This window comes from Curtobacterium sp. TXMA1, assembly GCF_020162095.1.
Classification (GTDB): Bacteria; Actinomycetota; Actinomycetes; order Actinomycetales; family Microbacteriaceae; genus Curtobacterium.
The window spans coordinates 3,118,865-3,131,787 of record NZ_CP083910.1 but is presented as its reverse complement, the minus strand read 5'-3'; the positions used below and the strand labels follow the sequence as shown (position 1 = coordinate 3,131,787).

The window sequence follows — 12,923 nt, the reverse complement described above, 5'->3', positions numbered from 1 at the left end:
CTGCATGGCCCTGACCGTCCGCACGCGTGACATCCCGAAGATCCCGGGCGCGGTGAGGTGGTACCGCATCTCCGCGTACATCACCGGCGTGCTGCTGCTCGCCCTCGTCATCGAGGTCGTCATCAAGTACACGCCGCTGCAGCTCGAGATGCAGCTCGGCAACGGCCCGTTCTTCGTGCCGAACGGCACCGCGGGCGAAGCGCCCGGCACGTTCAACCTGTCGATCGCGATCCTCATCGCGCACGGCTGGCTCTACGTGCTGTACCTGTTCACGGACTTCCGCCTGTGGAGCATCATGCGCTGGAGGCCGTCGCGCTTCCTGCTCATCGCCCTCGGCGGCATCATCCCGTTCATGTCCTTCGTGGTCGAGCACCGCATGCAGCAGAAGGCCATGGACACCTACCACGAGCTGACCGCTGCCCAGCAGCGTGAGAAGGAGGCCGCTCGGTGAGCGAGACCGAACAGCGCCCCGTCCTGGTCGTCGACTTCGGCGCCCAGTACGCCCAGCTGATCGCACGGCGCGTGCGTGAGGCGAACGTCTACAGCGAGATCGTCCCGCACTCGATCACGGCGGACGAGGTCCGCGAGAAGGACCCGGCGGCCATCGTGCTGTCCGGAGGCCCCTCGTCCGTGTACGAGGACGGTGCCCCGTCGCTCGACGGCGAGATCCTCGACCTCGGCGTCCCCGTCCTCGGCATCTGCTACGGCTTCCAGGCCATGGCGAAGTCCCTCGGCGGCGAGGTCGCGCACACCGGGCTCCGCGAGTACGGCGCCACCGACGTGACCGTCTCGGGCACCGACAGCGTGCTGCTCGGCGACCAGCCCGAGTCCCAGGTCACCTGGATGTCGCACGGCGACTCCGTGGCGAAGGCGCCCGAGGGCTTCGAGGTCCTCGCGTCGAGCGCCTCGACCCCCGTCGCCGCGTTCGCGTCCGACGAGCGCAAGCTCTACGGCGTGCAGTGGCACCCCGAGGTCAAGCACTCCGCGTACGGCCAGGCCGTGCTCGAGAACTTCCTGCACCGTGCAGCAGGCCTGCCCGGCGACTGGAACTCCGCGAACGTCATCGAGGAGCAGGTCGCCCGCATCAAGGAGCAGGTCGGCTCGGCACGGGTCATCGCCGGGCTCTCCGGCGGGGTCGACTCCGCCGTCGCCGCTGCCCTGGTGCACGAGGCCGTCGGCGACCAGCTCACGTGCGTCTTCGTCGACCACGGGCTCCTGCGTGCCGACGAGCGCAAGCAGGTGGAAGAGGACTACGTCGCCTCCACAGGTGTCCGCCTGGTGACGGTCGACGCCGAGCAGCAGTTCCTCGACGCCCTCGCCGGGGTCAGCGACCCGGAGCAGAAGCGCAAGATCATCGGGCGCGAGTTCATCCGCACGTTCGAGGCGGCTGCCGAGGCCCTCGTGCTCGAGGCCCGTGCGGACGCAGCGGCGTCCGACTCCGACGCCGGCGAGGTCAAGTTCCTCGTCCAGGGCACGCTCTACCCCGACGTGGTCGAGTCCGGCGGCGGTTCCGGTACGGCGAACATCAAGTCGCACCACAACGTGGGCGGTCTGCCCGAGGACATGACGTTCGAGCTCGTCGAGCCGCTGCGGACCCTGTTCAAGGACGAGGTCCGTGCGGTCGGTCGCGAGCTCGGGCTGCCCGAGGTCATCGTCGGTCGCCAGCCGTTCCCCGGCCCCGGGCTCGGCATCCGCATCGTCGGTGAGGTCACGAAGGACCGCCTCGAGCTGCTCCGTGCCGCTGACAAGATCGCGCGCGAGGAACTCACCGCAGCCGGCCTCGACGAGGAGATCTGGCAGTGCCCGGTCGTCCTGCTCGCCGACGTCCGCTCCGTGGGCGTCCAGGGAGACGGCCGGACCTACGGGCACCCGATCGTGCTCCGTCCGGTCTCGTCAGAGGACGCCATGACCGCCGACTGGACGCGTCTGCCGTACGACACCCTGGCGAAGATCTCGAACCGCATCACGAACGAGGTCCCGGACGTGAACCGCGTCGTGCTCGACGTCACGTCGAAGCCGCCGGGGACGATCGAGTGGGAGTAGTCGCTCCCTGACGCCGAGGGCCCGGTACGCACTGCGTGCCGGGCCCTCGGCGCGTCCGGGCGCCGGTGTGGGCATCCGTCGCCCGTCGTGCCCGGGCTCCCGTTGCACGACAGGCCGCCGCCGATCGTTCCCGGTCGCACGACATGCCGTCGGCGGCGAAGTCGAGCGGCAAGTCGTGCGACGAGAGCGGCGCGGTACCAGGCGTCGTGCCGGGGGACGGACGCGGAGCATCGGCCTCGGGTACGACGAAGGGCCCCGGCGTGTGCCGGGGCCCTTCGGCCGATCGGGTGTGCGCTACTCGCGGTTGCTCGCGAGCAGGGCGAGGATGCGCAGGATCTCGATGTAGAGCCAGACGAGGGTGACGATGAGACCGAACGCCGCGGTCCACGCGTAGATGCGAGGAGCACCGCGCTGCACGCCGGTCTTGATCTGGTCGAAGTCGAGGATCAGCGAGTACGCCGCCATGAGGACCACGAAGACGCCGATCAGGACACCCCACGGGATGCCGAACAGGAAGCTCGGCTCACTGCGCAGACCCTGCGCTCCCGAGGTCACGCCCGTGAGCATCAGGACGAGGTTGACCAGCGAGAAGGCCAGGTACCCGACCATCGCGATGAGGAAGAACCGCGTCAACTTGGGGGTGGCGCGGACCTTGCCCGAGGAGAACAGCAGCAGCGTCACAGCGAAGACGCCGAGCGTGCCGAACACCGCCTGCGCGACGATGCCGTCGGACTGCGCGTTGAACGCGGCGGAGATGCCACCGACGAACAGGCCCTCGAAGAACGCGTACGCCAGGACGAGCCCCGGCGACGGCTTCTTCTTGAACGTGTTCACGAGCGCGAGCACGAACCCGACGATTGCGCCGACGATCCAGACGATCGGCGGCAGGTTCCAGCCGGCGACGGCACCCACGAGGAGCACGCCGAACGCCAGGAGCGTCTTGACGATGGTGTCCTCGTACGACATGCGGTCGGTGTCGACCGGGCTCGCCGTCGGGCGGTCGTACATGTACTGCAGCTGCTCGGGCGTCATGCCGCCCTGCTGCGGGTACTGCCCCTGCTGTGGGGTGCGTCCCCAGCCCGCCTGCTGTTGACCAGCGCCGGCACCCCAGGCGTTCCGGCCCTGGTCGTTGAAGGCGGGGGACTGGTCGAAACCGGGCTTGAAGGCCATGGTGTCCTCTTCCTCGGAGATTTACGTCCTCTCAGCCTAGGGGCGCTTCGTCGCGGAAGGCTGAGGATTCGCGGCGAGCGGAAGCGGGTCCGTCAGGGCCCGACACCTTGAGCCTACGGTCGCGGTCTGCGTGGCTGCCCCGAGGTCGTCGTGAGCCAGCCGACCGCCGGACGGGTGCGGACGTTGCGGTGGTGGGGCGCGCCTCCAGGCCGGACGGTGCCGTGCGTCCGCGGACCGCGACCCCGGGGGCGGACCGGACCTGTGGGTACAGCCATGCGACCAGCGCGACCGAGATCACCATCAGCAGCAGCCAGGCGACGACCTTGGTCGGGGCCACCGGTTGCCAGCCGTCCGTCTGGTCCGGGTAGGTCCAGGCTCCGGCCCAGGTCGCGACGTTCTCCGCGAGCCAGATGAACAGCGCGACCAGGACCATCGCGACCAGGACCGGCATCCGCACCGTCGCGCGGTGCACCCGGACGTGCACGGTCGTCCGCGCGAAGAGCGCCACGACCAGCGCGAGCAGGACGGAGCGGGCGTCCCACAGGAAGTGGTGGCCGAAGAAGTTCGCGTAGATCCCGGCGGCCACGACGACCAGCAGCCACTGCCGCGGCCAGCGGTCGAAGCGCAGGTCGAAGAGCCGCACGACCCGGACCGTGTACGAGCCGACGGCGCCGTACATGAACCCCGAGAACAGCGGGACGCCGGCGACCACGAGCCAGCCGTCGTCGCCGTACTGCCAAGAGCCGACGTGGGTCTTGAAGACCTCCATCACGGTGCCGACCAGGTGGAAGACCAGCACCACGCGCAGTTCCCGCGCGGTCTCGAGCCCGAACACGAGCATGCCGACCTGGATCGCCGCGGCGGACACCGTCAGGACGTCGTTCCTGGCCGCGGGCGGCACGGTCAGGTGCACCACGACCATCGTCGCGAGCAGCAGCGCTCCGAACGTGCACGCCCAGGCCTGCTTCGCGCCGAACACCAGGAGCTCGGTCACGGCGAGGCGGAGCGGGCGGCGCGGCTGGTGCCCGGCGTCGAGGAGTCGGCGTGCGGCGCGGTCGATGCGGGCCTCGACGGCGGTGGACAGGTGTCGGACGGTCACGGTGCGACCCTCCGTGCGCCGGCTGTGAACAGCGGGCCCGGGCTGAACGGATGTGTCCACAGGCACACCTGCGGGACACCCGCCGGCAGGACGGAGCCGCTACCGTTCGGCGCATGACCCGTGTGATCGCCCACCGAGGAGCCTCCGGCCACCGACCGGAGCACTCCCGGAGCGCCTACGAACTGGCCGTGGAGCTCGGCGCCGACGCCATCGAGCCCGACCTCGTGCCGACGAAGGACGGCGTGCTCGTGCTCCGCCACGAGAACGAGGTGTCCGGCACGACCGACGTCGCCCACCGCCCCGAGTTCGCGCACCTGCGGACGACCAAGACCGTCGACGGGCAGAGCGTGACGGGCTGGTTCACCGAGGACTTCACGTGGGACGAACTCCGGACGCTCCGGGTGCGCGAGCGGCTGCCGCAGCTGCGTCCGGCCTCCGCCGCGCACGACGGCGAGGACGGGGTGCTGCGCCTCGAGGACCTGCTCGGCATCCTCGACGCGGCTCCGCGGCCGGTCGGGCTGGTCGCCGAGGTGAAGCACGCGCACTACTTCGAGCAGGCCGGGTTCCCGATGGCGCAGCTGCTCGACGACGCGCTCGGGGCCGCCGGTTGGCGGGGCGACGACCGGCTGACGATCGAGTCCTTCGAGAAGACGGTGCTCCGCCAGCTCGGCTCGCTCGGCACGGGCGGTCGGCTCGTGTACCTCCAGGAGGCCCGTGGTAGCGCCGCGGACGAGGTCGCCGCCCACGGGTCGGCGGCTCCCTCGTGGGCATCGGAGCGCACGGACGCCGCGTTGGCCGGGTTCGCCGCGGAGTTCCACGGGATCAGCGTCGACCTGAAGACCCTGATGGCCGGGGCGGACAGCGTCGCCATCGAGGACCCACGACCGGTCCGGAGTGTCATCGTCGAGCGGGCGCACGCCGCAGGCCTCGCCGTCTACACGTGGACGCTCCGGCCGGAGAACCGGTTCCTGCCGGCGCCGTTGCGGCGCGGGGGAGACGTGGCGGCGCACGGCGACTGGGAGCGGTGGTTCACCTCGGTGCTGCGGACCGGGGTCGACGGGGTGTTCGCGGACCACCCGGACCTGGCGGTGCGGGCGCGGTCACTCGTCGGCGGCGCCGCCGCCTGACCCGTCAGCTCCGCACGTCCGCACGCGGCCGGGGCGCCGTCGCTGCGGCCCCACGGCCCCTACTGTCGGTCCGCCACGTGGCGATCGCAGCAGCGGCAGCCGCCGAGACCGCAATGAGCAGGCGGAGGTACGGGAGGGGCGCCCACGCGTGGGACCAGTACGTCTCGAGCAACCAGACGCAGAGCGCCGCGAGGCCGCCGGCGAGCAGTGCGTGCGCGACGATGTGCACGCTGCATCGGGCGGATATCCGGGCGAGCGCCCAGCCGAGTGCGTACGTGCACGGGAGCGCCACGATCCCCCCGCCGACGGTCACGAGCCCCGCGACGACGACGAGGATGAAGACGGTGAGGGCGAGAGCGGGCGGGCCCTCGGGCCTCCCGATGCCCCCGTCGGCGAGGAAGGACCAGCCCGCTCCGACCGTGATCGTCACGGGCGTCGTGACGAATGCCATCCAGACCCAGCTCCGCTCGACGAGCGCGACGGCGTCCCACACGGTCCACGTCCTCATGCCCGACAGCATGTCTGCCGACCGGGCCGTTCCCCGTCCTCGTGGGTCGCAGTGTGTCCCGCGGCCCACGACTCGAGCCGCTGCGCCTGTCGGAGGGCGCGCCTAGACTGACCCGGTCATGACGATCGTGCTCGACCCCTTCGACCAGTCCCCCGAGCCGGGCACGGGCAACCGCCCCGGCGGGTACGACGACCCGTTCACCGCGGGTCTCAACCCCCAGCAGAAGGAAGCCGTCGAGTACCGCGGTGAGTCCCTGCTCATCGTGGCCGGTGCCGGGTCGGGCAAGACGAGCGTGCTCACCCGACGCATCGCCCTGCTGCTGGCGAACCGCGAGGCCTGGCCGTCGCAGATCCTCGCGATCACGTTCACGAACAAGGCCGCCGCCGAGATGCGCGAGCGCGTGCAGGCCCTGGTCGGCCAGGCTGCCGAGGGCATGTGGATCTCGACGTTCCACTCGGCGTGCGTGCGGATCCTCCGACGCGAGGCCGAACGCTTCGGCTTCCCGCAGTCGTTCACGATCTACGACTCGGCGGACTCTCGCGCGCTCCTCAAGCGGATCATCAAGGAGCTCGAGGCGGACTCCCTCGGGCTGACCGTCGGCGCGGCCTCGTCGAAGATCTCGAAGCTCAAGAACGAGCTGCAGGACGTCGAGACCTACGCACGGAACATCAACGCGAACGACCCGCAGGAGGTCATGTTCACCGAGGTGTTCCGGCGCTACACGAACGAGCTCCGCCGGGCCAACGCCTTCGACTTCGACGACCTGATCGGGCAGACGGTCTTCCTGTTCCGGGCTTTCCCCGAGGTCGCCGCGCTCTACCAGCGCCGCTTCCGCTTCGTCCTGGTCGACGAGTACCAGGACACCAACCACGCGCAGTATGCCCTGATCCGCGAGCTCACCCGCCCGGTGCCCGTCGAGCAGGTCGACAAGCTCGAGGACGCCGGGCAGCACGTCGCCCGGATGCGCGAGGCCGACGGGTCGATCGCCCCGGCGTCGCTCACGGTGGTCGGTGACTCCGACCAGTCGATCTACGCCTTCCGCGGTGCCGACATCCGGAACATCGTCGAGTTCGAGCGTGACTTCCCGAACTCGAAGGTGATCCTGCTCGAGCAGAACTACCGCTCGACGCAGACGATCCTGGACGCCGCGAACGCCGTCATCGCGAACAACTTCGACCGACAGGCGAAGAACCTGTTCACCGACGTCGGCGCCGGCGACAAGATCGTGGGCTTCACCGGGTACACCGGCCACGACGAGGCGCAGTTCGTCGCCGACGAGATCCAGCGCCTGCACGACGAGGGCACGTCCTACCGGGACATGGCGGTCTTCTACCGGACGAACTCGCAGACGCGTGCGCTCGAGGAGATCTTCATCCGGTCGGCGATCCCGTACCGGGTGCTCGGCGGCACGAAGTTCTACGAGCGAGCCGAGATCAAGGACGCGATGGCGTACCTGATCACCGTCGCGAACCCGGCGGACCCGCTGTCGCTCCGGCGCATCCTGAACGTTCCGAAGCGCGGCATCGGTGCGGTCACGGAGACGGCGCTGCAGCGCTATGCCGACGAGCACGAGACCTCGATGCGCGAGGCCCTTCGGCACGCTGACGACCTCGGGTTCGGCCCGAAGGTCCGCAACGCGATCACCTCGTTCGCCGCGCTGCTCGACGACGTCGCCTCGCGCGCCGCGACGCAGCCGGTCGTCGACACGCTGACACAGCTGCTCGACGGCTCCGGGCTGCTCGAGAACCTGCGGAAGTCGCCCGACGCGCAGGACGCCGCCCGCGCCGACAACATCGACGAGCTCGTCGCGGTGACGCGGGAGTTCCAGAAGAACAACCCCGAGGGGACCCTGTCGGACTTCCTGACCGAGGTCTCCCTCGTCGCGGCGGCCGACGAGCTCGACGACTCGTCCGGAACGGTGTCGCTCATGACGCTGCACACGGCCAAGGGCCTGGAGTACGACGCGGTCTTCCTCACGGGTGTCGAAGAGGACCTGCTGCCGCACCGGATGTCCGCGAACGAGCCGGGCGGTCCGGCCGAGGAACGTCGACTCTTCTACGTCGGCATCACCCGCGCGAAGAAGTCGCTCTTCCTGTCGCTCGCGATGACCCGCGCGCAGTTCGGCGACGTCAACGTGGCGATGCCCTCCCGGTTCCTGCAGGAGATCCCCGAGGGCCTGATCGAGTGGAAGCAGTCCCCGGGCATGGCGAACAGCCGCGGCGGCACCGAGCCCCGCGCACTGAACGCCCGTCGCGGCGGCGGCCCCGGTGGCTTCGGCGGCGCAGGCGCGGGCGGCGGCGGGTACCGCGGCGGTGGCGGCTTCGGCGGAGGATCCTACGACCGGGCGGCCGCGGCGGCGAAGACCCGTCCGAAGACCGAGTGGGCGAACCGGGTGTCCGGGCAGGTCCGCGACAACGGCGACATGGAACTCGTCGCCGGCGACCGCATCAAGCACGTCGACTTCGGCGAGGGTACCGTCTCCGCGGTCACCGGTCAGGGTGCGAAGCGCATCGCCGAGATCGCGTTCGATGCCGCCGGGCGCAAGAAGCTCCTCATCAAGATCGCGCCGATCGAGAAGCTCTGACCGCAGCGAGCGCGGCGGTCGTCAGCGCACCATCCGGACCGCGTCGAGCCCGTGCGGCCCGATCGGTTCGTGCTTGACCGTGCCGTCGCGCTCGAAGCCGTTGCGTCGGTAGAAGGCCTCGGCCCGAGGATTCCGGTCGGCGACCCAGAGGAACGCGGGTCCGGTGCCGATCGCGGCGTCGAGCAACGCCTGTCCGGCGCCCGACCCGTGGTGCTCGGCGAGGACGTAGATGCCCTCGAGCTCGCGGTCGCGCGGGCGGTCCCCGCGTCCGGGTCCCGCCGAGGCCCAGCCGATCACCGCGTCACCGACCGTGGCGACGAGCACGTCGCCGTCGGGCTCGGCGATGATCCCGCGCCACCGTGCTGCGCGGGCGTCGACGTCGAGGGCGGCGAGGAAGTCGGCGGGCAGCAGGTGGGCGTACGCCTCCCGCCACGCCTGCACGTGCACGGCCGCGATCGCGTCGGCGTCCCGGACGTCTGCCGGCCGGACAGTGAGCGCGTGCGTGGTCCCCATCCGACGACGCTACCGCGGGCCCAGCGGTGGGTGTCGAACCACGTTCCCGACGTCGAACCAGCGCGACCGCCTGGTTCGATGTCGACTTCCTGGTTCGACCTGCGCCAGCACACCGCGCCGCGCGAGCGCCCAGCGCGCGCCTACGGCTGCAGTCGCGCCACGTCCCAGCCGTCGCCGGCGCGGACGTACTGCAGCCGCCGGTGCATCCGGTCGCGACTGCCCTGCCAGAACTCCACCACGTCGGGTTCGAGCCGCCACGCCACCCACCCCTCGGGGCGCGGCACGTCGTCGTCGTTCTCGTCGAGCAGCACGTTCGCGTCGTCGATGAGGTCCTGCAGCGTGCGCGGTTCGAGCACGTCCGACTGGTCGGCGATCGCGGTCGCGGCGCGGGACTTCGGTGAGCGGTCGGCGAACAGGGCGTCGGACTCCTCGTCGGACAGCTGCACGGCCCGACCCTCGAAGCGCAGCTGCTGCATGCTCTCGCGCCAGTACACCTGCAGCGCGGCGTGCGGGTTCTCGGTGAGCTGCCGACCCTTCGGGCTGAGCGTCGAGGTGCCGAACACCAGCCCACGGTCGTCGAGCCGCTTCACGTCGACGGTGCGGGCGGACACCCGGCCGTCGGCGCCGGCGGTCGCGAGGGTCATGGACATCGGCTCGGAGACCTCGCGGTCGGCGGCGCCGTCGAGCCAGGCCCGGGCGACGTCGAACGGCGACGCGGGCGGCACATCGAACTCGGGCAGGTGCAGGGAGTCGTCACCGGAGAGCGAACTGGACATGCCCCCACCCAACCGCGCTCAGTCGGTCCACGTCCAGGTCGCCGGGGGACGCCCGCCCCGCACGGTCGACGCCGGCGCGGCGTCGGTCCGCACGAGCGCGGGGTTCGTCCGGAGCGCCCGGTTCAGGTTGCCGGCGTCCGGGGCGGTCCCGTGGAGCGCCGTGTGCAGGGCGGCGGCGGCACTCGTCGGGAACACGTCCCCGAGCAGCGCGCGCGTCATCGGGACGTCCCGCCACAGCCGGGTGCGCACCTGGTCGAGGGCGGCACGCACGATCGCGTCGTGGTCGAACGGGAGGCCCAGGTCACCCCCGCCGAGCGGGCGCCACACCGCGGACCCGCCGTCCACCCCGGGGGCCACGACCGCCGTGAACGCGATGCTGATCGCGGTGTCGCGCGGGTCGCGGGACGGCCCGTCGAACGCGCCGACCTGCGCGAGGTGCCGCACCGCCCCGGGACCGATGCCGGCCTTGGTGCGCAGGGCGCGCCGTGCACCGTCGGCGAGGCGTTCCGCAGCGTCCAGGAGCACGCCGGGCAGTGCCTCCCGGCCGGCGTACGGGTCGTACGCCCGACGCGCGGTGGCGACCCGCAGGCCCTCCGTCACCGTGAACGACACCGGGACGACGTCGATCGCGATGAGCGGCTGGTCGCGGGCCGCCGAGGCGGCGTCGGTCACGCCGACGCCCGACGGGCGGCACGGGCCGCGCGCTCGGCACGGAGCACCTCGCGGACGTCGGCGAACGACTGGTGCACCTGGAAGCGGCCGTCGATCCAGACGGGCTGGAGCAGGCTGGTCGCCTCGTCGTCCGGCGTGGCCTGGTCGGTCTGGCGGATCTCGCCGGTCTCGTCGCGGTGCAGGGCGATGCGGCCCTTCGCGCTCTTCTTGCCGCTGCCGGTCTTCGGGTCCTTCTGGATGTCGACCGGCTCGCCGTCGACCAGGGCCCACGTCGCCTTCACGGCGCTGCCGAGGTTGTCGCGGGTCATGTACTGGTACGTGTACGAGCCGATGCCGAGCACGATGTTGTCGCTCGCGTAGCCCTTCGCGGCGAGGCGTTCGTAGATGCGGCGGGCGCGGTCGAGGGTGATGCTGTCGCCGTAGATGACGCCGATGTGCTGGTCGAGGACCTTGTAGCCCTCGTCGTTGACCGTGTGGCCGAACAGCTCGTCGAGGAGCTCGACGACGCCCTTCTCCTCGTGGCTGCGGTCGGGTCGCAGCAGCTCGTCCTCGGGCACGCCGTGCACGGTGCCGGTGACGATGTCGACCGGGTCGCCGGAGTCCGGGCGGATGACGAGCTTGCCGTCGCGGGCCCTGATGCGGTCCTCGAGCTGCGGCAGCGTCTCGGTGATCACCTTGAAGAGGTCGAAGCCGTCGCTGACCGCCGAGACGATGCCCGTCGGGTAGACGTCGAGGATCTGCGCGAAGGTCTCGAGCTCGCCGTCGGCGCCGCGGACGCACATCACGCTGTGCTCGGTGGCGGGGACGCTCGCCGCCACCCAGCCGTTGTCGCCGGGGTAGTAGCGGTCGATGAAGTCGAGCGACGGCATCGAGTCGGTGCCGAGGAACGAGAGCAGGTGGCCCGCTCCGCCGGCCGCGGCGGACTCGATGCTCGTCTGTCCGCGGAACGAGAAGTCGTGGGCGGCGAAGTCGATGCTCGCCGGGTCGGCGCCGGTGCGCTCGGCCCACTCCTCCAGGAGATCGCGGTACTCGAGTGCCTTCGTCGCGACGGTCGAGGGGTGCCAGATCGACGCCGACAGGGCGGTCTCGACGTAGTTCGGCAGCCAGAAGAAGTCGTCGAGGGTGTTCTCGACCGTCAGGGTGGCGACGCCGATCGGGGCGAGGGTGCCCTCGGGGAGCGCCCGGATCTCGAGCGGCAGGTACCCGAGACGGTGCAGGGCGCGGACGTGGTCGACGCCGATGTGGTTCGGGCCGAAGTAGCCCTGCAGTGCCTGTTCGAACAGGCGGGCGACCTCGTCCTCGTCGGCGGCGAAGAACGGCGCCCACGCCTCGACCAGGTACCGCTGCACGAAGGCCTGCAGTCCGAAGACCACCGCGTGCGTCGACTCGGGCATGTGCGCGTTCGAGCGGTTCGTCCAGTTGATGAGGATCCGGGTGGTGCCCTGCGGGTAGACCTGCCGGTGCGAGTGCTTGTAGCCGTCCACCGCGAGCAGCGGCGCGATCGGGCTCGCGGCGGTGGTGCGGGGCTCGAGGCCCGTCGTCGAGGCGGTGCTGGCGGTGTTCGTCATCGGATCTCCTTCGTGAGGTACGGGCTGAGCGGGACGGTGCGCAGGCCCGGGACGTCCTGCTGCGCGGGGTAGCTGTCGGTCGTGACGATCTCGCCGAAGTGCTCGGCGAGCTGCGGGGCCCGACCGGAGAAGACGCCGTGCGAGACCCAGAGGCCGAGGCGCTCCGCCGGCAGGCCGGTCGAGCCGGCGAGACCCATGAACGTGCCGCCGCCGTCGCAGATGTCGTCGACGACGAGCAGCCGCCCGGTCTCGGGGAGCGGCTCGCACGAGAACCCGTCGAGCCTGCCGGTGTCGGGGTTGCGGTGCTTCTCCGCACGGAACAGGGGGAGGCCGGCGGCCTCTGCCACCAGGGACGCCCGGCCGACCGCGCCCGCGTCGGGGGCGATGATGCCGCTGTAGTCGGAGCCGGCGAGGACCGCGTCGTGCACGACCTGCTCGCTCGGCACCACGGTGAGGCGTTCGACCAGGTCGACGATGACGGGCGAGTGCGGGTCGAAGGCGATCACCTGGTCGATCTGGAAGCCGTTCAGGACGTCCGCGTAGACCTTCGCCCCGAACGGGAGTCCGCGGTCCTGGCGCGCGCCGGGCAGGTACGGGACGAGGGCGACGGACCGTGCGCCGCGCTGCCGGACCGCGTCCGCCCACATGCCGAGCGCGACGAGGTCGTCGCCGCTGGTGCCGCGCAGGGTCGCGATCTCGGTGGTCGCCCCCGCGTCGGCGTCGTCCCGGACCTTGACGTGCGCTTCACCGGCGGGGAACCGCATGGTGGAGAACGTCGGTGTCGTCGGTGTGCCCTGGGCGTCCCAGGTGCTGAGTTCGACTGCCATGACCCGACCGTACCACGGTACTTGTCACTGTGACAA

At 71.1% G+C, this 12,923-nt stretch carries 12 protein-coding genes; 4 read left to right on the top strand and 8 right to left on the bottom strand.

Going from position 1 to position 12,923, the window contains the following annotated elements:
- The first annotated feature begins 4 nt into the window (after positions 1-4).
- Positions 5-451, top strand: coding sequence for a DUF3817 domain-containing protein (locus LCG91_RS14745; RefSeq protein WP_058728931.1), 447 nt, complete (start codon positions 5-7; stop codon positions 449-451).
- Entirely contained in the window at positions 448-2,043 is a 1,596-nt protein-coding gene (guaA, locus tag LCG91_RS14740) for a glutamine-hydrolyzing GMP synthase (RefSeq protein ID WP_224441859.1), read from the top strand. Before LCG91_RS14745 ends, guaA begins: the two co-directional genes overlap by 4 nt.
- 294 nt (positions 2,044-2,337) lie before the next feature.
- Here the strand turns inward: guaA and LCG91_RS14735 are convergent, their stop codons facing one another.
- Entirely contained in the window at positions 2,338-3,213 is an 876-nt protein-coding gene (locus LCG91_RS14735; protein WP_058728929.1) for a Bax inhibitor-1/YccA family membrane protein, read from the bottom strand.
- A 31-nt stretch (positions 3,214-3,244) separates the two neighbouring features.
- The gene (locus LCG91_RS14730; RefSeq protein ID WP_224441858.1) at positions 3,245-4,312 is read right to left on the bottom strand and encodes a DUF817 domain-containing protein; all 1,068 of its coding nucleotides are present in this window, start codon (positions 4,310-4,312) and stop codon (positions 3,245-3,247) included.
- 113 nt (positions 4,313-4,425) lie between these two features.
- On the opposite strand from LCG91_RS14730, the gene LCG91_RS14725 reads away from it, so the two are divergent.
- Positions 4,426-5,439 carry a glycerophosphodiester phosphodiesterase family protein gene (locus LCG91_RS14725; RefSeq protein ID WP_224441857.1) on the top strand — a complete coding sequence of 338 codons (1,014 nt, stop codon included), beginning with the start codon at positions 4,426-4,428 and terminating at the stop codon, positions 5,437-5,439.
- 4 nt (positions 5,440-5,443) lie between these two features.
- Here the strand turns inward: LCG91_RS14725 and LCG91_RS14720 are convergent, their stop codons facing one another.
- Positions 5,444-5,947, bottom strand: a complete 504-nt coding sequence (locus LCG91_RS14720) for a hypothetical protein (protein WP_224441856.1) — start codon at positions 5,945-5,947, stop codon at positions 5,444-5,446.
- Between the two features lie 118 nt (positions 5,948-6,065).
- Between LCG91_RS14720 and LCG91_RS14715 the strand changes: the two genes are divergently transcribed.
- Positions 6,066-8,531 carry an ATP-dependent helicase gene (locus tag LCG91_RS14715; protein WP_224441855.1) on the top strand — a complete coding sequence of 822 codons (2,466 nt, stop codon included), beginning with the start codon at positions 6,066-6,068 and terminating at the stop codon, positions 8,529-8,531.
- Between the two features lie 21 nt (positions 8,532-8,552).
- Here the strand turns inward: LCG91_RS14715 and LCG91_RS14710 are convergent, their stop codons facing one another.
- The 5 genes from LCG91_RS14710 to LCG91_RS14690 form a co-directional block, all read right to left on the bottom strand.
- The gene (locus LCG91_RS14710) at positions 8,553-9,044 is read right to left on the bottom strand and encodes a GNAT family N-acetyltransferase (RefSeq protein WP_224441854.1); all 492 of its coding nucleotides are present in this window, start codon (positions 9,042-9,044) and stop codon (positions 8,553-8,555) included.
- A 140-nt stretch (positions 9,045-9,184) separates the two neighbouring features.
- The gene (locus LCG91_RS14705) at positions 9,185-9,820 is read right to left on the bottom strand and encodes a pyridoxal 5'-phosphate synthase (protein WP_224441853.1); all 636 of its coding nucleotides are present in this window, start codon (positions 9,818-9,820) and stop codon (positions 9,185-9,187) included.
- Positions 9,821-9,838: 18 nt separating this feature from the next.
- Positions 9,839-10,492, bottom strand: coding sequence for a hypothetical protein (locus LCG91_RS14700; RefSeq protein WP_224441852.1), 654 nt, complete (start codon positions 10,490-10,492; stop codon positions 9,839-9,841).
- Positions 10,489-12,060: a nicotinate phosphoribosyltransferase gene (locus LCG91_RS14695; RefSeq protein WP_224441851.1), complete on the bottom strand. Its 1,572-nt coding sequence runs from the start codon at positions 12,058-12,060 to the stop codon at positions 10,489-10,491. Before LCG91_RS14695 ends, LCG91_RS14700 begins: the two co-directional genes overlap by 4 nt.
- Positions 12,057-12,887 (bottom strand): ribose-phosphate pyrophosphokinase, encoded by an 831-nt coding sequence (locus tag LCG91_RS14690; protein ID WP_224441850.1) that lies wholly within the window; start codon positions 12,885-12,887, stop codon positions 12,057-12,059. The genes LCG91_RS14695 and LCG91_RS14690 overlap by 4 nt, the downstream gene beginning before the upstream one ends.
- Between the last annotated feature and the right edge of the window lie 36 nt (positions 12,888-12,923).